This window comes from Polaribacter sp. NJDZ03 (assembly GCF_019263805.1).
GTDB lineage: Bacteria > Bacteroidota > Bacteroidia > Flavobacteriales > Flavobacteriaceae > Polaribacter.
Map to the genome: position 1 here is coordinate 3,327,431 of NZ_CP079195.1, position 20,181 is coordinate 3,347,611.

At 30.2% G+C, this 20,181-nt stretch carries 23 protein-coding genes and 1 tRNA gene; 18 read left to right on the plus strand and 6 right to left on the minus strand.

Annotation, left to right across the window (positions count from 1 at the left end; genetic code table 11):
- Positions 1-85: 85 nt before the first annotated feature.
- From KV700_RS14045 to KV700_RS14065, 5 genes are all read right to left on the minus strand, one after another.
- Positions 86-559 carry a regulatory protein RecX gene (locus KV700_RS14045; protein ID WP_254712923.1) on the minus strand — a complete coding sequence of 158 codons (474 nt, stop codon included), beginning with the start codon at positions 557-559 and terminating at the stop codon, positions 86-88.
- Positions 560-633: 74 nt separating this feature from the next.
- A complete protein-coding gene (locus tag KV700_RS14050) occupies positions 634-4,167 on the minus strand; it encodes an efflux RND transporter permease subunit (protein WP_218598254.1) in 3,534 nt (1,177 codons plus the stop codon).
- A gap of 11 nt (positions 4,168-4,178) precedes the next feature.
- On the minus strand, positions 4,179-5,351 hold the full coding sequence (locus KV700_RS14055; protein ID WP_166385766.1) for an efflux RND transporter periplasmic adaptor subunit: 1,173 nt from the start codon (positions 5,349-5,351) through the stop codon (positions 4,179-4,181).
- A 6-nt stretch (positions 5,352-5,357) separates the two neighbouring features.
- Complete coding sequence (locus tag KV700_RS14060; protein ID WP_218598255.1) at positions 5,358-6,704, minus strand: TolC family protein; 1,347 nt, start codon at positions 6,702-6,704, stop codon at positions 5,358-5,360.
- Between the two features lie 6 nt (positions 6,705-6,710).
- Positions 6,711-7,310: a TetR/AcrR family transcriptional regulator gene (locus tag KV700_RS14065; protein WP_218598256.1), complete on the minus strand. Its 600-nt coding sequence runs from the start codon at positions 7,308-7,310 to the stop codon at positions 6,711-6,713.
- A gap of 232 nt (positions 7,311-7,542) precedes the next feature.
- On the opposite strand from KV700_RS14065, the gene KV700_RS14070 reads away from it, so the two are divergent.
- From KV700_RS14070 to KV700_RS14080, 3 genes are all read left to right on the plus strand, one after another.
- Positions 7,543-8,514: a polyprenyl synthetase family protein gene (locus tag KV700_RS14070; protein ID WP_218598257.1), complete on the plus strand. Its 972-nt coding sequence runs from the start codon at positions 7,543-7,545 to the stop codon at positions 8,512-8,514.
- A gap of 64 nt (positions 8,515-8,578) precedes the next feature.
- A tRNA-Ile gene (locus KV700_RS14075) sits at positions 8,579-8,652 on the plus strand.
- A 764-nt stretch (positions 8,653-9,416) separates the two neighbouring features.
- Positions 9,417-9,602 carry a PID-CTERM protein-sorting domain-containing protein gene (locus KV700_RS14080; RefSeq protein ID WP_166385758.1) on the plus strand — a complete coding sequence of 62 codons (186 nt, stop codon included), beginning with the start codon at positions 9,417-9,419 and terminating at the stop codon, positions 9,600-9,602.
- Here the strand turns inward: KV700_RS14080 and KV700_RS14085 are convergent.
- Positions 9,592-10,176, minus strand: a complete 585-nt coding sequence (locus tag KV700_RS14085; protein ID WP_166385756.1) for a riboflavin synthase — start codon at positions 10,174-10,176, stop codon at positions 9,592-9,594. The two genes, KV700_RS14080 and KV700_RS14085, sit on opposite strands and share 11 nt — an antisense overlap.
- A gap of 59 nt (positions 10,177-10,235) precedes the next feature.
- Here KV700_RS14085 and pdxA point away from each other — a divergent pair, with 59 nt between their 5' ends.
- The 15 genes from pdxA to KV700_RS14160 all read left to right on the plus strand — a co-directional run bounded on the left by pdxA (position 10,236) and on the right by KV700_RS14160 (position 20,116).
- A complete protein-coding gene (gene pdxA / locus KV700_RS14090) occupies positions 10,236-11,270 on the plus strand; it encodes a 4-hydroxythreonine-4-phosphate dehydrogenase PdxA (RefSeq protein WP_166385754.1) in 1,035 nt (344 codons plus the stop codon).
- 71 nt (positions 11,271-11,341) lie between these two features.
- Positions 11,342-11,878: a DUF177 domain-containing protein gene (locus KV700_RS14095; RefSeq protein ID WP_166385752.1), complete on the plus strand. Its 537-nt coding sequence runs from the start codon at positions 11,342-11,344 to the stop codon at positions 11,876-11,878.
- A gap of 1 nt (position 11,879) precedes the next feature.
- Positions 11,880-12,077 (plus strand): 50S ribosomal protein L32, encoded by a 198-nt coding sequence (gene rpmF, locus KV700_RS14100; protein ID WP_165733114.1) that lies wholly within the window; start codon positions 11,880-11,882, stop codon positions 12,075-12,077.
- 154 nt (positions 12,078-12,231) lie between these two features.
- Positions 12,232-13,227 (plus strand): beta-ketoacyl-ACP synthase III, encoded by a 996-nt coding sequence (locus tag KV700_RS14105; RefSeq protein ID WP_166385750.1) that lies wholly within the window; start codon positions 12,232-12,234, stop codon positions 13,225-13,227.
- Between the two features lie 25 nt (positions 13,228-13,252).
- A complete protein-coding gene (gene accB, locus KV700_RS14110) occupies positions 13,253-13,726 on the plus strand; it encodes an acetyl-CoA carboxylase biotin carboxyl carrier protein (protein ID WP_166385889.1) in 474 nt (157 codons plus the stop codon).
- A 74-nt stretch (positions 13,727-13,800) separates the two neighbouring features.
- Positions 13,801-15,138 (plus strand): acetyl-CoA carboxylase biotin carboxylase subunit, encoded by a 1,338-nt coding sequence (gene accC / locus KV700_RS14115; protein WP_166385748.1) that lies wholly within the window; start codon positions 13,801-13,803, stop codon positions 15,136-15,138.
- 92 nt (positions 15,139-15,230) lie between these two features.
- Positions 15,231-15,680: an Lrp/AsnC family transcriptional regulator gene (locus KV700_RS14120; protein ID WP_166385746.1), complete on the plus strand. Its 450-nt coding sequence runs from the start codon at positions 15,231-15,233 to the stop codon at positions 15,678-15,680.
- Between the two features lie 124 nt (positions 15,681-15,804).
- Complete coding sequence (locus KV700_RS14125; protein WP_166385744.1) at positions 15,805-16,209, plus strand: response regulator; 405 nt, start codon at positions 15,805-15,807, stop codon at positions 16,207-16,209.
- Between the two features lie 20 nt (positions 16,210-16,229).
- Positions 16,230-16,544, plus strand: a complete 315-nt coding sequence (locus KV700_RS14130) for an Hpt domain-containing protein (protein WP_166385742.1) — start codon at positions 16,230-16,232, stop codon at positions 16,542-16,544.
- Between the two features lie 17 nt (positions 16,545-16,561).
- A complete protein-coding gene (locus KV700_RS14135; RefSeq protein WP_218598258.1) occupies positions 16,562-17,269 on the plus strand; it encodes a LytTR family DNA-binding domain-containing protein in 708 nt (235 codons plus the stop codon).
- An 86-nt stretch (positions 17,270-17,355) separates the two neighbouring features.
- Positions 17,356-17,706 carry a transposase gene (locus KV700_RS14140; RefSeq protein ID WP_218597728.1) on the plus strand — a complete coding sequence of 117 codons (351 nt, stop codon included), beginning with the start codon at positions 17,356-17,358 and terminating at the stop codon, positions 17,704-17,706.
- Positions 17,707-17,833: 127 nt separating this feature from the next.
- The gene (locus KV700_RS14145; protein WP_218598259.1) at positions 17,834-18,601 is read left to right on the plus strand and encodes a transposase; all 768 of its coding nucleotides are present in this window, start codon (positions 17,834-17,836) and stop codon (positions 18,599-18,601) included.
- A gap of 40 nt (positions 18,602-18,641) precedes the next feature.
- Positions 18,642-18,992: a transposase gene (locus tag KV700_RS14150; RefSeq protein WP_218597728.1), complete on the plus strand. Its 351-nt coding sequence runs from the start codon at positions 18,642-18,644 to the stop codon at positions 18,990-18,992.
- Between the two features lie 127 nt (positions 18,993-19,119).
- Complete coding sequence (locus KV700_RS14155; protein WP_218598260.1) at positions 19,120-19,968, plus strand: transposase; 849 nt, start codon at positions 19,120-19,122, stop codon at positions 19,966-19,968.
- 25 nt (positions 19,969-19,993) lie between these two features.
- A complete protein-coding gene (locus KV700_RS14160) occupies positions 19,994-20,116 on the plus strand; it encodes a transposase (protein WP_368384775.1) in 123 nt (40 codons plus the stop codon).
- Positions 20,117-20,181: the final 65 nt, after the last annotated feature.

The following is a 20,181-nucleotide window of genomic DNA, read 5'->3' on the forward strand; positions in this document are numbered from 1 at the left end:
TTATCGAAAAAGTAAAAAGGATGCCGTTTCAATCAGAGTTAAACTTGTTTGTAAGCAGTTAGTTATTAATAGGTTTTGCAGATTACTAAGAAACTACCTCTCCAACAACTTTAAAAATCAACTCATTTTCAAAACCTTTTCGCATTAAAAAATCAATTAACTTTTTCTTTCTCTTGTAAATATTTGGTTCAGAAATTACTTCGTTTCTATTTTCTGTAATTCTGTAAATTGTTTTTATATACTCATTTGCATCAATTTCTTTTAAAGCTGTTTTTATATTGTAAGCAGAAATATCTCTAAACTTTAACTCTCTTACAATACGTTGTTTTCCCCAAGATTTAATTCTAAATTTTCCGCGCGCATAACTTTTAGCAAAACGTTCTTCATTTAAAAAGTTATCTTTCATTAAGCTTAATAAAATCATTTCCCTAGCTTCAGGAATCAGGCTGAATTCACGCATTTTTTGCTCCACTTCTTTGTGGCATCTATCTTGATAAACGCAGTAGTTCTCTAACTTGCGTTTTAATTCATCTACCGTAAAAGATTTCTTTTTTATCATTGGTTCGAAAATACAAAAAGAGATGAAATTATATGAATTTCATCTCTTTTTTATATAAAAAATATGTTTAAAATTTAGAATTGATTCTTTTCATCTATTCTTTTATCCGCAGAAATTACTTCTTGAGCAACCATTTCATTTGAAGTTGTTTTGGTTCTAATCCACATTTTAAATAAGGTTACTAAGTAAAATAAAACAGGTACAACAATTAGTGTTAAAAAAGTAGCTATTAATAAACCATAAATAACAGTCCAAGCTAAAGGTCCCCAGAAAACAACGTTATCTCCACCCATATAAATGTGCGGGTTGTATTCTGTAAATAAACTAAAGAAGTTAATGTTTAAACCAATTGCTAGCGGTATTAATCCTAAAATGGTTGTAATTGCGGTTAACAAAACAGGTCTTAAACGTGCTCTACCAGCATTTACAATTGCTTCAAATAACATTTGTTTGTCTAAATAATCTTCATGTTCTATTTCTAATTCACCTTTCTTTCTGTCAATTAACAATTGTGCGTAATCTAATAATACCACTCCATTGTTTACTACAATTCCGGCTAATGAAATAATTCCCATCATGGTCATCATAATAACAAAAGAACTACCAGAAATAACGATTCCTCCAAAAACTCCAATAAAGCTTAAGAAAATTGCCAACATGATAATTCCTGGTTTAGAAACCGAGTTGAATTGAAAAATTAAAATAAAGAAAATTAAAGCCAACCCAGTAAAGAACGCACCTACTAAGAATAGCATTTGTTTGTTTTGTTCTTCTAACTGACCTGTATAATCAATATTTATTCCTTTAGGTAAATTTTTAAAGTTTTTCATTTCTTCTCTAATCTTACCAACCACAGCACCAGCATCCGTTTCTCCTGGAGATAATGCAGAATAAACAGTAACAACTCTTCTAATATCTTTGTGCTTAATAGCACTAAAACCAGAGTTGTTAGATTGTGTTGCAACCGTAGAAACCGGAATCTCTTTTATTTTACCAGAAGCCATATCTCTAAAAATAATATTCTGATTAAAAATAGCACTTTTATTGTATCTATTTTCCTTGTTAAAACGAACGTAGATATCATAATCGTCTCCATCTTCTTTGTAAACACCTGCTTTATTTCCAAAAATAGAAGCCCTTAATTGTTGCCCAACCTGACCTGTAGATACGCCTAATTCACCGGCTTTTTTACGGTCTACAATAACTTCCATTCCGGGTTTATCTCGGTTTACATCAATCTTTAATTCATCTATACCAGTAATACTTTTTGTGTTGATAAAGTCTCGCATTCTTTGCGCTACATGAATTAATTCTGCATAATCATCACCTTCAATTTCAATATTAATAGGAGATCCTGCTGGTGGTCCGTTGGCATCTTTTTCAACAGAAATTAAAACTCCAGGATAAATACCAACCAGTGCAGTTTGTACTTTCTGACGCATTAATTCACTGTCTAAGCCTCTTCTGTATTTGTACTCTCTCATAGAGGCTGTTACTTTTCCTTTATGAGGCATTTCTGCTGCAGAACCACCATCAGTTTGTGGGTTTCCTGCTCCTTCACCTACTTGAGAAACTAAACTTTCTACCATAAAGTTATAGTCGCCGTCCATATATTCATCAGCATATAGAACACCTTCTACTTTCTCTTCAATTTTTTTGGTTATATTATTTGTTTTCTGAATATCCGTTCCTTCTGGGTATTCTATATAAACAATTATTTGATTTGGTTTATTGTCAGGGAAAAACTCAACCTTAGTTCTTTGAGTACCTAAAGACCAACCAAATGCCATGAATGAAGCAATTAAAAGAATAGTGGTACCAAAAACTAATAAGTAAGGAGTTTTACCTCTTAAAGAAAAACGCAAACTACTTTCGTACCATTTTTCTAAAACGGGTAAAACTTTATTTTGAAAACTATTAGCCCATCCTCTTAAGAATAAACGGTACACCCAAAGCATTATAGCTATAAAAATCATTAATGCTCCAATAGCACTATAAGTTCCGCCTGCAATTAAAATTAAAATTCCTATTAGAGTCATAACACCTGTTACGATAGCAATTTTTTTAATTGGCATATCTACATCCTCTACACTCATAAATTGAGAAACCAATACAGAGTTAAAGAATATTGCAACTAATAAAGAAGACCCTAAAACGGTAGATAATGTTATTGGTAATAAAACCATAAAATCTCCCATAACTCCAGGCCACATACCTAAAGGAATAAATGCGGCAACGGTTGTTGCAGTAGAAATAATAATAGGATATGCAATTTCGCTAATCCCTTTTTTAGCAGCTTCAATTCTGCCCATTCCTTCTTCATCCATTAAACGATACACGTTTTCTACGACGACAATTCCGTTATCTACCAGCATTCCTAGTCCCATAATTAACCCAAAAAGAATCATGGTGTTCATGGTGTAGCCTAATAAGTTTAAAATCATTAAAGACATAAACATAGACATTGGTATTGCAAAACCAACAAATACGGCATTTTTAAATCCTAAGAAAAACATTAAAACAGTTACTACTAAAATAACTCCGAAAATAATGTTGTTTACTAAATCATCTACCTGACCAATGGTTTTGTTAGATTGATCGTTGGTTATGGTAACACTTAAATCATGCGGAAAATAATTTTCAATAGCATCGCTTACAATTACTTGTATTTGCTCTGAAGCGGCAACCATATTTTCTCCAGCTCGTTTTTTAACATCTAACATTACAACTTCTTGCCCTCTTTCTCTTGCAAATGTTGTTCTGTCTTTGTCTTTAAAAGATACTGTTGCTATATCTTTTAAATAAATAGGATTGTCGAATTCAGATTTTATTACAAAGCTTTCTAAGGCTTTAGGTTTATCAATTTCACCAATAATTCTTACCGTTCTTCGTTGTCCGGAGGTAATAAAGTTACCTGCAGACATGGTTACGTTTCCATTATTAATAGCAGAAGTTATGTCGTTAAAACTAACTTTAGCTGCCATCATTTTATAAATGTCAACTGCTACTTCTACTTCTTTTTCTTGTGCACCACGAATATCAGCTTTTTTAATTTCTGATAAATCTTCAATATCATCTTGTAAATATTCTGCAAATTCCTTTAATTTATACACAGGGTAATCACCAGAAATATTAATATTTAAGATGGGTACTTCTTCCGATAAACTTAAATCGAACACATTAGGTTCTATTTTAGCGCCATTAAAAGTAGGCCAATCCTCACTGGCAGTTTCTGTAGATAATTCGTCTTTTATCTTTTGTTTTGCTAATTCTACAGAAATATTTTCATCAAACTCAACAATTACCATAGAGTAATCTTCTTGAGATGTTGAGGTAACTTCTACAACATTACTAATTGTTTTTACCTTATCTTCTATAGGGTCTGTAATTAGTTTTTCTATGTCTTCTGCGGTATTACCAGGGTAGGCGGTGCTAATATATATCTTGGTTTCTTTAACTTCTGGGAAATTTTCTCGGGCCATACTTAAATAAGCAGAAACACCATAGAAAAATAATACAGCCATTAGTACGTAAATGGTTGTTTTATTATGAATTGCCCAAGCAGATAATTTAAACTCTTTATCGACTTGTTTTTTTTGTTTTGTCATCGTTACTATTTTTATTTATTGATAACTTTAACTGTTTGCCCATTGTTTACACTACGAGCACCTTCATCAATAATTTCTGTGCCAGCAGGTAAGTTTTCTAAAACTTCAATAAGATTTCCTTGAGTTTTACCAGTTTTAATAATAACTCTTTCTGCTGTAGCTTCGTTGTTTTCTTTTTTGTTCTTAATGGTATAAATAAATTGTTCTCCATTTGCGTTTTCAGAAATAATGCTTTGCGGAATTAAAATAGCATTTGCATCCGTATAGTCATTAACTTTAAGTTTTGCTGTTAAATTTGGTTTTACATTTCCACTTTTATCTTCAACAGGAACTTCAATTTTAAAAGATCTATTATTTGGGTTGATAAAACTACCAACCTGTCTTACTTTGCTATCTACACTTGTGCCAAGTACAGGAAATTCTATTTTTACTTCTTTATTTTTTTGAATACTTGTAATGTATCTTTCTGGCACTTCTGCCTCAACATACATATTATTTAAGTTTACAATTCTAAAAACTTCAGAACCTTGACCAGGAGCAATTACAGTTCCAGCTTCTTTCATAACATCATCTATAACTCCAGAAAATGGTGCTCTAATGGATGCTTTATTTTGCTGACTTTTTAGTTGTTTTAAAGAGTTTCTTTGAGATTCATAATTTGTTTTAGTTTGTAGAAACTGAATTTCTGACCCTATTTTTTGGTCCCATAAACGTTTTTGACGTTCAAAAGTTGTTTTTGCTAATTGTGTGGTTGCTTCTAATTGTGCAACCTGGTTGCCAATACCACCATCATCTATAGTTGCTAATAATTGTCCTTTAGATACTTTTTGACCTTCTTTAACATATACTCTTTTTAAAATACCTGGCATTTCTGGGTAAATTAAAATATTTTGTTTTGTTTTTACACTTCCTTGAATTTCTAAATAATGTTTAAAAACGGCCTCTTTTGCAGTAAAAGTGGTTATTAAAGGAAATTTTTTAAGCGTATCTTTTTCAGCAATCGCATTATTTATAGCTTCTAAGTCCGCATTTATAGTTTCTAATTTTTCTGTAATTTCTTTCTTTTTAGCAGTTAATTCTTTTAAATCTCCTCCAGAAATAATCGCTGCAACTGATGTTGTTTTTTTTTCTCCACAAGAGATTAAAACAAGTGTGAATGCTAATAGTGTATATATTTTTCTCATGCCTAATTATTGTTTAATTGGTGTGTTTAATGCGTTTTCTAATGCTGCTTTACTAGCAATTACATCTAACATAGATTGTATGTACGCTTGTTGTTGTGTGTATAGTTGGTTTTGTGCTTGTAGTAAATCGAAGCTAGTAGAAATACCTTCAAAAAATTTAATTCTTTGTTTCTTTTCTATTCTCTCTGCTAAACCAACATTCTTTTTAGCAGTGTTGTAGTTTTCTATACTTAGTTGATATTCGCTTTTTGCTTTTTCTGCTAGTAGCTTTAAACGTTGCTTTGTTTCTTCTAATCTAATATCTGCGGTTTCTAAAGCAATTTTAGCTTGTGCTGTTCTAGAGCTTCTTTGTAAACTGCTAAAAATAGGGATGTTTAAACTAACGCCTAATAAAGAAGAGTTATACCAACTTTTATCAGATTCAAAAAAAGAGAAATCACTAGCGTAAGCTTGTGCACCGTAGTTTACAAAAGCAGATAAGCTTGGTAACGCTTTGCTTTTTTCTAATTTAACCAGTAAGTGTTTAGATTCTCTATCGTTCTCTGCAATTTTATAATCTATATGATTATTTATGTTAAATTCACTTGCAATTAACCCTAGATTAATGTTTTCTTCTGCCAAGGAATCTAAAGAATCCGTTAAAATTAATTTTGTGTCAATAGAACTTCCTATAGAAAGGTTTAGCATTTTATATGCGATGTCTTTCATTCTTTTAACGCTATTTAGTTGATTTTTAAGATTTCCTGTAGTAATTTCTAATTGTTCCACATCTTCTTCTTCATTAAATCCGTTTTCATAGATTTTTCTTGCGTCGTATAAGTTTTTTTCTAAAATTTTAATATTTCCTTCTAAAATGGTAATACTGTTTTCTGCAACTAATACATTTCCGTAAGCGTTAATAACAGCTTCTCTGGTTAGGAGTTCTGTTTTTTCATTGGCTTGATTAGATATTTTTAAATATGTTTTTGATGCTTGTAACCCCACTAAATAAGAGCCGTCAAAAATTAACTGATTTAAAGTAACAGATGCACTTACGTTTTGTTTTGGACTAAATGTAACTGGTTGAAAAGTACCAGCAGTTCCTCCAACAAATTCTGCTGGTAATAAGGAGACTTGTTGTTTTAACCAGTTTTGATAATCTACCTTACCAGAAATTTGAGGTAAACCTGTAGCGGTTGTTTCCCAAACTTTTTTACGTGCAGATTCCACATCATTTTTAGAAGCTTTGGTGTTATAACTATTGTCTAAGGCAAAGGTTATTGCTTCTTTTAGAGATAAGTTCATTGTTTTTTCTTGAGCATTTGTAATTAAGAAAAAACAGGTACTTATGCATACCAGAATTATTTTTTTCATGTGTTTTTATTTCTGTTTTAATTGGTTTTCTAATTGTTGTATTCCTTTAATTGTGCAAATTCCGCGTAAATGATACTCTAAATAATAGGTCATTAAGGAGTTCATAGAATAATTTTTTAAAGGAAATAGATCTTTGTCTTTAATACTGATCATTCCGTTAAAATATATTCTAGAAATAAATTCTAGGTCAATATTTTTTCTATACAAGTCAGATTCAATCCCTTTTTTTAAATTATTAACAACGCAATTTTGCATTATGTGATATTGCTTTTGCTTTAATGACGCGTAAATTTTAGGATAATATTTTTGTAGTTGATACTGTGGAGAGGATTTTTCATCCTTTAAATTATCCATTATTAACTTTTTTATAGAAAATAATTCATCAATAGGATTTAGGTTTAATTCGCATATACCATCAATTCCACTACATATAGTGTTAAACATAGAGAGTGTAACACCGTTTACAAGTTCTGTTTTATTCTTGTAATACTTGTAAATAGTTTTTTTAGAGACACCTAATGCGCTAGCAATCTCATCCATAGTAACACTCTTAAAGCCTAGGTTTAAGAAGAGCTCATTGGATTTTTCTAATATTTTTTCTCTCATAATTATAAAAAAGTTTCCTTTAGTTTTTCTAAAGGTTTCCTTTAAAATTGTCATTCTCGTGAACACGGGAATATAAATATTGAATTCTGTAAAAAAAAAATAATATTCGGGTGCAAATGTACGAATGGAAACTTTAGAAACAAAAAAAGTTTCCAAAGTTTTATTTATTTTTTAACATTGTAATTGTGATGTAAAATTACTTTACGTTATTTTTACAAAAAAAATAACAGATTTGGAGATTTTACATTATCAGAAATATTTTATCAATTATTTAGAATCTAAAAAGTGGGTTAATGAACCTAGAAATTTATATGAGCCAATAGATTATATTTTAAAATTAGGGGGTAAAAGAATGCGCCCAATTTTAACATTAATGGCGGCAGATATTTTTTCTGGAGAATATGAAAAAGCAATGCCAGCAGCATTAGCTGTTGAGGTTTTTCATAATTTCACCTTAATTCATGATGATATTATGGATGATGCTCCTTTGAGAAGAGGAAAAGCGACAGTGCATGAAAAATGGGATTTGAATACAGGAATTCTTTCTGGAGATGCAATGTTAATTTTAGCGTATCAGTATTTTGAGAATTATGAGCCTATTGTTTTTCATAAATTAGCAAAGTTATTTAGTAAAACTGCTTTAGAGGTTTGCGATGGACAACAATTAGATGTCGATTTTGAAACTAGAAATGATGTAACTATTGAAGAATATATTAATATGATTCGTTTAAAAACTTCTGTTTTAGTTGCAGCTGCTTTAAAAATGGGAGCAATAGTAGTAGAAACTAGTGAAGAAAATGCGGACTTAATATATGACTTTGGTTTAAATTTAGGTTTAGCTTTTCAGTTACAAGACGATTACTTAGATACTTTTGGTGATCCAAAAACATTTGGGAAACAAATAGGAGGAGACATTATAGAGAATAAGAAGACTTTTTTATATTTAAAATCATTAGATATTGCCTCTGAGGAAGATAAGAATGCGTTGAGTGTTTTTTACAATCAAAATTTAACAGAGAATTCAATAAAAATTAAAGAAGTAACACATATTTTTGAGAAAAATAATATTCCTGTTTTAATAAAGGAACAAATTAAGAGTTATACTGAGAAATCTTTTGATACTTTAAACGCAATGGATATCACAGAAAAAAACAAAGAAAGTTTAAAGAATTTTGGACTTTGGCTAATGAATAGAACAGTTTAAAAAAAAAACTAATATTTTATTTAATAATGTAATAAAAAGTATTACATTTGCAGCCAATTATTTTGGTCCCATAGCTCAGCTGGTTAGAGCATCTGACTCATAATCAGAGGGTCCTTGGTTCGAGCCCAAGTGGGACCACATTTAATAGCAAGCCTTTACAGAAATGTAGAGGCTTTTTTTTGTTTTAAAAAGACATTTAATAGATGATTAAAACCTCATTATATAAGTTTGGAGAAAGAAACGGTTGTGGTTTAAAAAAGAAACCTTAATTTCTATTGGAAAAGAAACTGTTTTAATTCTTGAAAAAGCACGTAATTTATTATGAAACTAGAATTGATTAAAGTGGTAGGAATTTTATGATATTGTTTCATGTTTAAAAATACGTTATCATAGACAAAAGTATTCTGTTGAATTATTTGTTAAGAATGAACTAAATAATCTTTTAATGGAGTTTACTTTACCTTAATTTAAAGAGTCGTTCCCTTACGTTAGATGATCAAGATCGGTTAAAATAAGTATTTGAAAATTTATTTAAAGTAAGATGAAGTGCTTATTTGATAAATAGAATGAGCTAGCGTCTATGCATACTGCCTAAACTCTTTTTTTTAAATAAATTCATTTTTTCAGATGATTATTAATCATAGGAAAAATTATTTTTAAAACGGGAGGAAAAAATTGCTATTAATAAAGAAAAGTATATATATTTGCCTGATAAATAATTATAGACTATTTTGATTCCCAAAATAGCTAATTTTTATAAGTAATTATAGAGGAGGTTTCTATATTTGATGTGATTATATCAACTGATACCACTTTATTTCATTTTGCTTCTTGTTAACAAAAAAAAACATTTGTTATAATAAGCATTGTTAATATTAATTTTTAATCTGGGGGGATATAAAATGATAAAGAAAAAATATTTTGCATTTATAATAATGCTAGCATTTGTATACGTAGTTAACGCACAGGGAGGTAGTGTACCTCAACCTGCAGGACCACCACCGCCACCTGGTTTGGCGATAGATGGAGGTTTACTTTTCTTAGTAGTTTCAGGTATTGTTTATGGAATAAAAAAAGTTAAGAATTAGTTAGTCTACTAACATATTTTCCAATAACATCAAATTCTAAGTTTACACAATCATTTAGTTTTAAAAACTTAAAGGTTGTGTTTTCCCTTGTATATGGTATTATAGCAACACTAAATTCATTGTGTTTAGAGTTTACGACTGTTAAGCTAACTCCATTTACGGTAACAGAACCTTTTTCTATTGTAATGTTTTTATTAGAAGCATCATAGTTAAAAGTGTAAACAGTACTTCCATTTTCGTTTTTAATACCTACACAAGTTGCTGTCTGGTCTACGTGCCCTTGTACAATATGGCCGTCTAAACGGTCTCCTAATTTCATTCCTCTTTCTAAATTTACAAAATCATTTTTAGTTAAACTTCCAATATTTGTTTTGTTTAACGTTTCTTTAATAGCAGTTACAGTATATTCATCAGTTTTAATATTAACTACTGTTAAGCAAACTCCATTATGTGCAACACTTTGATCTATTTTTAACTCATTAGTAAAATTACTTTTTACAGTTAAATGAATGTTGTCTTGTTCTTTGGTGATATTTGTAATTGTACCAAGTGTTTCTATGATTCCGGTAAACATATTTGTAAAATTTAGTTACTTTTGTGATATTCAAAAATAGGAATAATAGAATAGTTACTATGGATAAATCTGATAAAATTATAGTTGGTATCTCAATAGGAGATTTAAATGGAATTGGTTTAGAAGTAATTCTAAAAACCTTTGAAGATAAAAGAATGCTAGATTTTTGTACGCCAGTTATTTTTGGAAGTACAAAAGTAGTTACTTTTCATAAAAAAGCATTGCAGTCAGATACTCCTGTTCATGGAATTACCTCTTTAGAGCAAGTTAATCACAATAAAATTAATGTATTAAATATTTGGAAAGAAGATGTTTTAATCGAATTAGGCAAAGCAACTAAAGAATCTGGAGCGTATGCAGCAAAATCTTTAGAGATAGCAACGACTCATTTAAAAGAAAAAAAGATAGATGTTTTATTAACTGCTCCAATTAATAAAGAAACCATACAATCTGATACTTTTAATTTCCCTGGACATACTGAGTATTTAGAAGATAAGTTAGAAGGGAAGAGCTTGATGATTTTAATGACAGATGCATTAAGAATAGGATTGATAACCGGTCATATTCCTATCTCTAAAGTAGCAGAGTCAATTACTCCTACCTTAATTAAAGAAAAAGTAGGTACAATGTATGCTTCGTTGGTGCAAGATTTTGGTATCAATAAACCCAAAATAGCAGTTTTATCACTTAATCCACATTGCGGAGATAAAGGAGTTATTGGTGTAGAAGATGATGAAATTATTAAACCAACTATAGACGAAATAAAAGAGTCTGGTAAGTTGGTTTTTGGACCTTATGCGGCAGATGGTTTCTTTGGTTCGGAAACATATAAGCAATTTGATGGTGTTTTAGCAACATATCATGATCAAGGATTAGCACCATTTAAAGCATTGTCTTTTGGTAGTGGTGTAAATTACACGGCAGGTTTAAGTGAAATTAGAACATCTCCAGACCATGGTACAGGCTTTGATATAGCTGGAAAAAACATAGCAAACCCATCTTCTTTTAAAGAAGCATTGTTTGCTGCAATCGAAATTTATAAGACAAGAAAAGAATATAAAGAGCTTACAAAAAGTCCTCTTTTAGTAAAATAAAAAACTTTTAATAGAAAAGAGTGTAGAATAATAAAATTTTATATCTTTGCACGCTTAATTGATATTTGGAAATGAAAGACTTAAAGGAGTTCGACATACAGTTTGTAGGATTAAAAGAAGGAATTCATTTATTTGAATATGAAATTAATAATACGTTCTTTAATGTTTTTAATTTTGATGAATTTGAAAGTTCATCAATTAAAATATCATTAAATTTTATAAAGAAGAGTACGTTACTAGATTTAACTTTTACAGCCAGTGGTTATGTAGAAGTACCATGTGATGTTTCTAATGAACTTTATAAACAAGATGTTCAAGCAGTTTTACCTTTAGTTGTAAACTTTGGACCAGAATTTAGTGATGACAATGAGGAGATATTAATATTGCCTCATGAGGCGTATGAGTTTAGTGTAGCTCAGTTTATTTATGAAATGATTGTATTATCAGTTCCTAATAAAAGAGTTCATCCAAAAGTTTTAGACGGAACAATGGACTCTGAAGCATTAAAGAAGTTAAGAGAATTAGAAATAAAAGAAGTAAAGACTGTTGAAGAGACAGACCCAAGGTGGGATAAATTAAAGAATTTAATAACAGAAAAAAAGACATAAAATGGCACATCCTAAGAGAAAAATATCCAAAACTAGAAGAGACAAAAGGAGAACTCATTATAAGGCATCTTATCAGCAGATTGCTACAGACCCTACAACAGGAGAGTCTCACTTATATCACAGAGCTCACTGGCATGAAGGTAAATTATACTATAGAGGACAGATCGTCTTAGAATCGGCATCTGCAATAGAAGCATAAAAGAATTAAAAGTTTTTTTTAAAACCCTCATTAATTGAGGGTTTTTTTGCGTTTTTAAAGTAGAAATTATTTCTTTTGATAATTTTTACCTTAAAAAGTGAAATAAATTTCACTACTTTTGATCTTCCTAACCACATGGAAAACAACTAAAATTATGACAAAAATCACTGCAGCAATTACAGCAGTAGGGAAATATGTTCCTGAATATGTTCTAACCAATAAAGAGTTAGAAACTATGGTAGATACTAATGATGAGTGGATTACCAGTAGAACAGGGATTAAAGAAAGAAGGATTCTAAAAGGAGAAGGTTTAGGTACTTCTTACATGGCTATAAAAGCTGCGGAAGAATTATTGAAAAAATCAAACGTAGATCCTGCAGAAATAGATTTAATTATTATTGGTACTGCAACTCCAGATTTACCTATAGCATCTACAGCGGCTTATGTGGCATCAGAAATAGGAGCAATAAATGCTTTTGGTTATGATTTACAAGCAGCATGTTCTAGCTTTTTATACGGTATGTCTACTGCAGCTAGTTATATAGAATCTGGTAGGTATAAAAAAGTATTATTAATAGGAGCAGATAAAATGTCTTCTATAATAGATTATAAAGATAGAGCTACTTGTATTATTTTTGGTGATGGAGCAGGAGCTGCATTGTTTGAACCTAATTATGAAGGTTTAGGTTTACAAGACGAGTATTTAAGAAGCGATGGTATAGGGCGAGACTTCTTAAGAATTGAGGCAGGCGGGTCTTTAATGCCAACAACTAAAGAAACTGTTGCAGCAGATAAGCATTTTGTATATCAAGAAGGTAAAACTGTTTTTAAGTATGCAGTTTCTAATATGGCAGATGTTGCCGGAAAAGTATTAGAAAGAAATAATCTTACTGAAAATGATATTCAATGGTTAGTAGCGCATCAAGCTAATAAAAGAATTATTGAAGCAATTTCTAAAAGAGTAGGGATGCCATCAGAAAAAGTAATGATGAATATTCAAAAATACGGAAATACTACATCAGCAACTTTACCACTTTTACTGGCAGATTATGAAAGTCAATTAAAAAAAGGAGATAATTTAATTTTTGCGGCATTTGGTGGCGGTTTCACATGGGGAGCAGCTTACGTTAAATGGGCGTATAATTCATAAATACAATAAATAAATAATTATGAGTATGGACATTAAAGAGATTCAAAATCTTATTAAATTTGTAGCTAAATCTGGCGCTAGCGAGGTAAAGTTAGAAATGGAAGATGTAAAGATTACTATTAGAACAGGTTCTGGTAAAACAGAAACTACAATTTTACAAGCAGCTCCAATGGCAGGTATGCCTCAAGTAGCAGCACCTATTGCTCAACCGGTTGCAGCTTCTGAAGCAGCTCCACAAGCCGAAAGTGAAGATTCTAAATATATTACTGTAAAGTCTCCTATTATAGGAACTTTTTATAGAAAACCATCACCAGATAAACCTAATTTTGTAGAAGTAGGAACAGATATTTCTGTAGGAGATACTGTTTGTGTTATTGAAGCAATGAAATTATTTAATGAAATAGAATCTGAAATTTCAGGTAAAGTCGTTAAAATTTTAGTGGATGATTCTTCTCCTGTAGAATTTGATCAGCCATTATTCTTAGTTGATCCATCGTAATAGAAAGAGTTTAGATTTTGAGTGTAGATTTTCTAACTCAAATCTTATAACTTATAACTTATAACTCTTAAATTATGTTTAAAAAAATATTAATTGCCAACAGAGGAGAAATAGCACTTCGTGTTATTAGAACCTGTAAAGAAATGGGGATTAAAACTGTGGCAGTATATTCTACTGCGGATGCAGAAAGTTTGCATGTAAGATTTGCAGATGAAGCAGTTTGTATTGGTCCAGCTCCAAGTTCTGAATCATACCTAAAAATGTCTAATATTATTGCAGCTGCAGAAATTACAAATGCAGATGCAATTCACCCAGGTTATGGGTTTTTGTCTGAAAATGCTAAATTTTCAAGATTATGTGAAGAGCATAACATAAAATTTATTGGTGCTTCTGGTCAGATGATTGATCAAATGGGAGATAAAGCAAATGCTAAATCTACTATGATTGCTGCCGGTGTACCTTGTGTACCAGGTAGTGAAGGTGTTATTGTAGACTTTGAAGATTGTGAAAAAATTGCAGCAGAATCCGGTTACCCAGTAATGTTAAAAGCTTCTGCCGGAGGTGGAGGTAAAGGTATGCGTGCTGTTTTGAAAGCAGAAGACTTAAGAGAAGCTTGGGATTCTGCAAGACATGAATCTAAAGCAGCCTTTGGTAATGATGATATGTATATGGAAAAGCTTATTGAAGAGCCAAGACATATAGAAATTCAGATTGTTGGAGATTCTTACGGAAAAGCATGTCATTTATCAGAAAGAGACTGTTCTGTTCAACGTCGTCATCAAAAGTTAACGGAAGAAACTCCTTCTCCTTTTATGACAGATGCTTTAAGAAAAAAGATGGGAACAGCAGCTGTAAAAGCAGCCGAATTTATAAAATATGAAGGTGCAGGAACTGTAGAGTTTTTAGTTGACAAGCATAGAAATTTCTTCTTTATGGAGATGAATACGCGTATACAAGTAGAGCATCCTATTACAGAAGAAGTAGTAAATTATGATTTAATTAGAGAACAAATTTTAGTAGCTGCAGGTGTGCCTATTTCTGGGAAAAATTATTTTCCTCAAATGCACTCTATAGAATGTAGAATAAACGCAGAAGATCCATATAATAATTTTAGACCCGCTCCAGGAAAAATTGCAACTTTTCATTCTCCAGGAGGTCATGGAGTAAGAGTAGATACGCATGTATATGCTGGTTATATGATTCCGCCAAATTACGATTCTATGATTGCTAAGTTAATAACTACTGCTCAAACAAGAGAAGAAGCTATTAATAAAATGAAACGCGCATTAGATGAGTTTGTGATAGAGGGGGTTAAAACAACAATTCCTTTTCATAGGCAATTAATGGATCATCCAGATTATGTTGCAGGAAACTATACAACTAAATTTATGGAAGATTTTGTTATGAAATAAAACATAAATCATTCGTTTAAACTTGATATTAAAATAGAGAACACAATTTGTGTTCTCTATTTTTTTTTACCTTTATAGTCTAAGATATAAAGATGAAAATAGACGGTATTGATAAAAAAATTATAAGAAGTTTAGTAAAAGATGCAAGAATACCTATTTTAAGCATTGCTAGAGATGTTGGTATTTCTGGAGCAGCAATTCATCAAAGATTAAGAAAATTAGAGAAATCTGAATTAATAGATAGTTATCAGATGGTAATAAACCCAAAAGCTTTGGGATATACTACAATTGCTTTTGTAGGTGTGTTTTTAGAAACTACAGCAGTACTATCATCTATCATAAAAAGACTTAAAGAGATTAGAGAAGTGGTAGAATGCCATTATACAACTGGTAATTTTACAATTTTTATTAAGGTATTGTGCAAAGACAATGTAGATTTAATGTGTTTGTTAGATACCAAGATAAAAATGATTAATGGTGTTACTAAATTTGAAACATTTATTTCTCTCAATCAGCAAATTGATAGACAAATACATATCTAGAATTATATTAAACATTAAAATTTTACCACTTAACGTGTTTTTGCTTCATGTAAGCTAACAAATATTTTTTTTCAATTTTATTGGTTCATTTTTACATCATCGAAAACAAAAATGTAAAAAAAATATGAATTCCCTCACCATATTACTTATTGATGATGATGAGATAGAAAGAATGAAGTTTAAAAAGGTTTGTTATGATAATAATTCCCTTTCTAATATTGTGGAAGCAGTAAATGGAAAAGAGGCCTTAAGTATTCTAAATAAAGCAGAGTATTTATTTAATATTATAATTCTAGACCTACATATGCCTGAAATGAATGGGCTTGAGTTTTTAGGTAATTTAAAAGCTGATATTAGGTATAAAAATATACCTATAATAGTGATGTCTAATTCTGATGATCATGAAGAATTAAAGAAGTGTTATGATTTTGGAATTTCTGGTTTTTTTACAAAGCCAGTACAATTTTCTAAATACGCTGTAAAAGTAGAATCACTATTAAATTATTGGAAAGAGAATAAATATAATTAATTAAAATAAGATTAACAGATATGGAAGAACCAAATTTAAATTATATAAAAGAGCTTTCTGGAGGAGATAAGGAATTTGAAGAAAGTATCTTAATAGTTTTAAAAAATGAATTTCCAGAAGAATTTTTACTTTTTAATGAAGATTTTAAGAATAAAGAGTACGCAGAGGCTGCAGATAAAGTACATAAGTTAAAACATAAAATTAGTATTTTAGGTTTAAAAAAGGGATTTGAATTAGCATCTAGATTTGAGCTAGATTTAAAAAACAATGAAACTAAATTATATAACGATTTTGTAAATGTTTTAAACAAAATTCATGTATATTTAAAAGTCTAATAATTTTTATAAATAGTATGAATTGTATAGTAATAGATGATGATGCAACTGCAAGATTAATTATTAAGAAGCTATGTGCTGATTTTAAGGAAATTACTGTTTTAGAGGAGTTTGATTCAGCTATAGAGGCTATGAAATATCTTAATTCAAATGCAGTAGATTTAATATTCTTAGATATTCACATGCCTACATTTTCTGGTTTTGACTTTATTCAAGCATTAAAATCGCCTCCTAAAATAATTTTAACAACATCAGACAAAAATTTTGCACTACAAGCATTTGAGTATGAATGTGTAGTAGATTATCTTGTAAAACCTATTGCTAAAGTAAGGTTTAATAAGTCTTTGCAGAAATTAGCCAGTTTAAAGCAAACAGATATTACTCCAAACACAACAGTTGCTGCCAACGAAGATTCTGATTTTATTTATGTAAGTGTAGAGAGAAGACTTGTTAAAATTAATATTCCGAGTATTTATTTTGTAGAAGCAAAGGGAGATTATATTAATATCAAGACAGGTACTAAAAGTTATATTGTACATTCTACACTAAAGAAAATAGAAGATAAGCTGCCTACTTCTTTATTTCTTAGAATACACAGGTCTTTTATTATTAATGTTTCTGAGATAGTAGATATTGAGGATAACAGTGTACTTATTCAAAAAAGTGTTATTCCAATTAGTAGATCTAATAAAAGTGAATTAATGAGAAGATTAAATTTGCTTTAATATTTTTTAAAGTAACAGGGGATCAACACAAAAAGTTGTGGAGTAAAATAAAAAGGAAGAACTTTGACTTTTAAATTACTTCTATTTTGGATACTTCAATTGAGCTTATTAAATTATTACTACCAGAAATACTTGTTAACTATTTTAAACTTACCAAACACGAAGTTAAAAATGAAGAACTCCATTTCTATTTCACTGAGTTAAACACAATTCCTGAAGAATTTAAAACACTTAAATTAAGCTCTAAAGGATTTTTTCCAGAAGCCACTATTCAAGATTTTCCTATTCGAGGTAAAAACGTTTTTCTACATGTTATTAGAAGGCGTTGGATTGATGATAATTCTAAAAAATTAGTGATAAGAGATTGGCAGTTAGTAGCAAAAGGCACTAGAATTACTAGTGAATTTGCTGCTTTTTTAAAACAAATCAGTCTGTAATAATGCTACAAGTACATCTGTTGTAGCAACCTTTTACGGAGTAAGCCCTAGAAACTTACAGAGACAATACAAAGATTATTTAAGTGATTTTAAGCAATGGAACCAAAAACCACATGCTGAACAATGGTTGCTTTTTCCTGAAAATACTGGAAGCTATCTTTCCATAGATGAAACAGCATTTTCTAATGGAGATTTATATACTATCGTGACTAATAAAAATGCGAATGGAAAAAAAGGTGCTTTACTGGCCATGATTAAAGGCACTAAAGCAGAAGATGTTATTAGAATCCTTAATAAAATCTCTTTAAAACAACGAAAAAAAGTAAAAGAAGTAACCTTAGACATGGCAGCAAACATGGGGTTAATCGTTAAAAAATCATTTCCAAAAGCAGTACTAGTTATAGATCGATTTCATGTGCAAAAATTAGCTTTAGATGCTTTGCAAGAAATTAGAATTAAACATCGTTGGGAAGCAATAGATAAAGATAACGACGCCATAGAAAATGCTAGAAACAACTCCTTAAAATATGTTCCTAAACTACTACCAAATGGAGATACTCTAAAACAATTATTAGCTAGAAGTAGATACCTATTGTATAAATCTAGTAACAAATGGACTAACTCCCAACAAGAAAGAGCTGAAATACTTTTTAAAACTTATCCAGATATAGAAAAGGCATACAATTTATGTCAAAACTTATCCTGGATTTACAATCAAACAAAAGATAAAACCGTTGCCTTAACTAGACTTGCTAAATGGGATGAAAATGTAAGACAAGCGAAGTTTAAAAGCTTTAATACCATTGCTAGAACAATGTCTATACATTATCAGAATATACTCAACTATTTTGACAATAGAAGTACAAATGGATCAACACAAAAAGTTGTGGAGTAAAATAAAAAGGAAGAACTTTGACTTTTAAATTACTTCTATTTTGGATACTTCAATTGAGCTTATTAAATTATTACTACCAGAAATACTTGTTAACTATTTTAAACTTACCAAACACGAAGTTAAAAATGAAGAACTCCATTTCTATTTCACTGAGTTAAACACAATTCCTGAAGAATTTAAAACACTTAAATTAAGCTCTAAAGGATTTTTTCCAGAAGCCACTATTCAAGATTTTCCTATTCGAGGTAAAAACGTTTTTCTACATGTTATTAGAAGGCGTTGGATTGATGATAATTCTAAAAAATTAGTGATAAGAGATTGGCAGTTAGTAGCAAAAGGCACTAGAATTACTAGTGAATTTGCTGCTTTTTTAAAACAAATCAGTCTGTAATAATGCTACAAGTACATCTGTTGTAGCAACCTTTTACGGAGTAAGCCCTAGAAACTTACAGAGACAATACAAAGATTATTTAAGTGATTTTAAGCAATGGAACCAAAAACCACATGCTGAACAATGGTTGCTTTTTCCTGAAAATACTGGAAGCTATCTTTCCATAGATGAAACAGCATTTTCTAATGGAGATTTATATACTATCGTGACTAATAAAAATGCGAATGGAAAAAAAGGTGCTTTACTGGCCATGATTAAAGGCACTAAAGCAGAAGATGTTATTAGAATCCTTAATAAAATCTCTTTAAAACAACGAAAAAAAGTAAAAGAAGTAACCTTAGACATGGCAGCAAACATGGGGTTAATCGTTAAAAAATCATTTCCAAAAGCAGTACTAGTTATAGATCGATTTCATGTGCAAAAATTAGCTTTAGATGCTTTGCAAGAAATTAGAATTAAACATCGTTGGGAAGCAATAGATAAAGATAACGACGCCATAGAAAATGCTAGAAACAACTCCTTAAAATATGTTCCTAAACTACTACCAAATGGAGATACTCTAAAACAATTATTAGCTAGAAGTAGATACCTATTGTATAAATCTAGTAACAAATGGACTAACTCCCAACAAGAAAGAGCTGAAATACTTTTTAAAACTTATCCAGATATAGAAAAGGCATACAATTTATGTCAAAACTTATCCTGGATTTACAATCAAACAAAAGATAAAACCGTTGCCTTAACTAGACTTGCTAAATGGGATGAAAATGTAAGACAAGCGAAGTTTAAAAGCTTTAATACCATTGCTAGAACAATGTCTATACATTATCAGAATATACTCAACTATTTTGACAATAGAAGTACAAATGCTTCTGCAGAATCGTTTAATGCTAAAATAAAAGCATTTAGAGCACAATTTAGAGGTGTTAGAAACATCAAATTTTTCCTTTTTAGACTCTCAAATATTTATGCCTAATTTCTAAATCCCACAACTTTTGGACTTGATCCGTACAAATGCTTCTGCAGAATCGTTTAATGCTAAAATAAAAGCATTTAGAGCACAATTTAGAGGTGTTAGAAACATCAAATTTTTCCTTTTTAGACTCTCAAATATTTATGCCTAATTTCTAAATCCCACAACTTTTGGACTTGATCCGTAACAGGTTTTATTTTAATTAAACAACCTAAG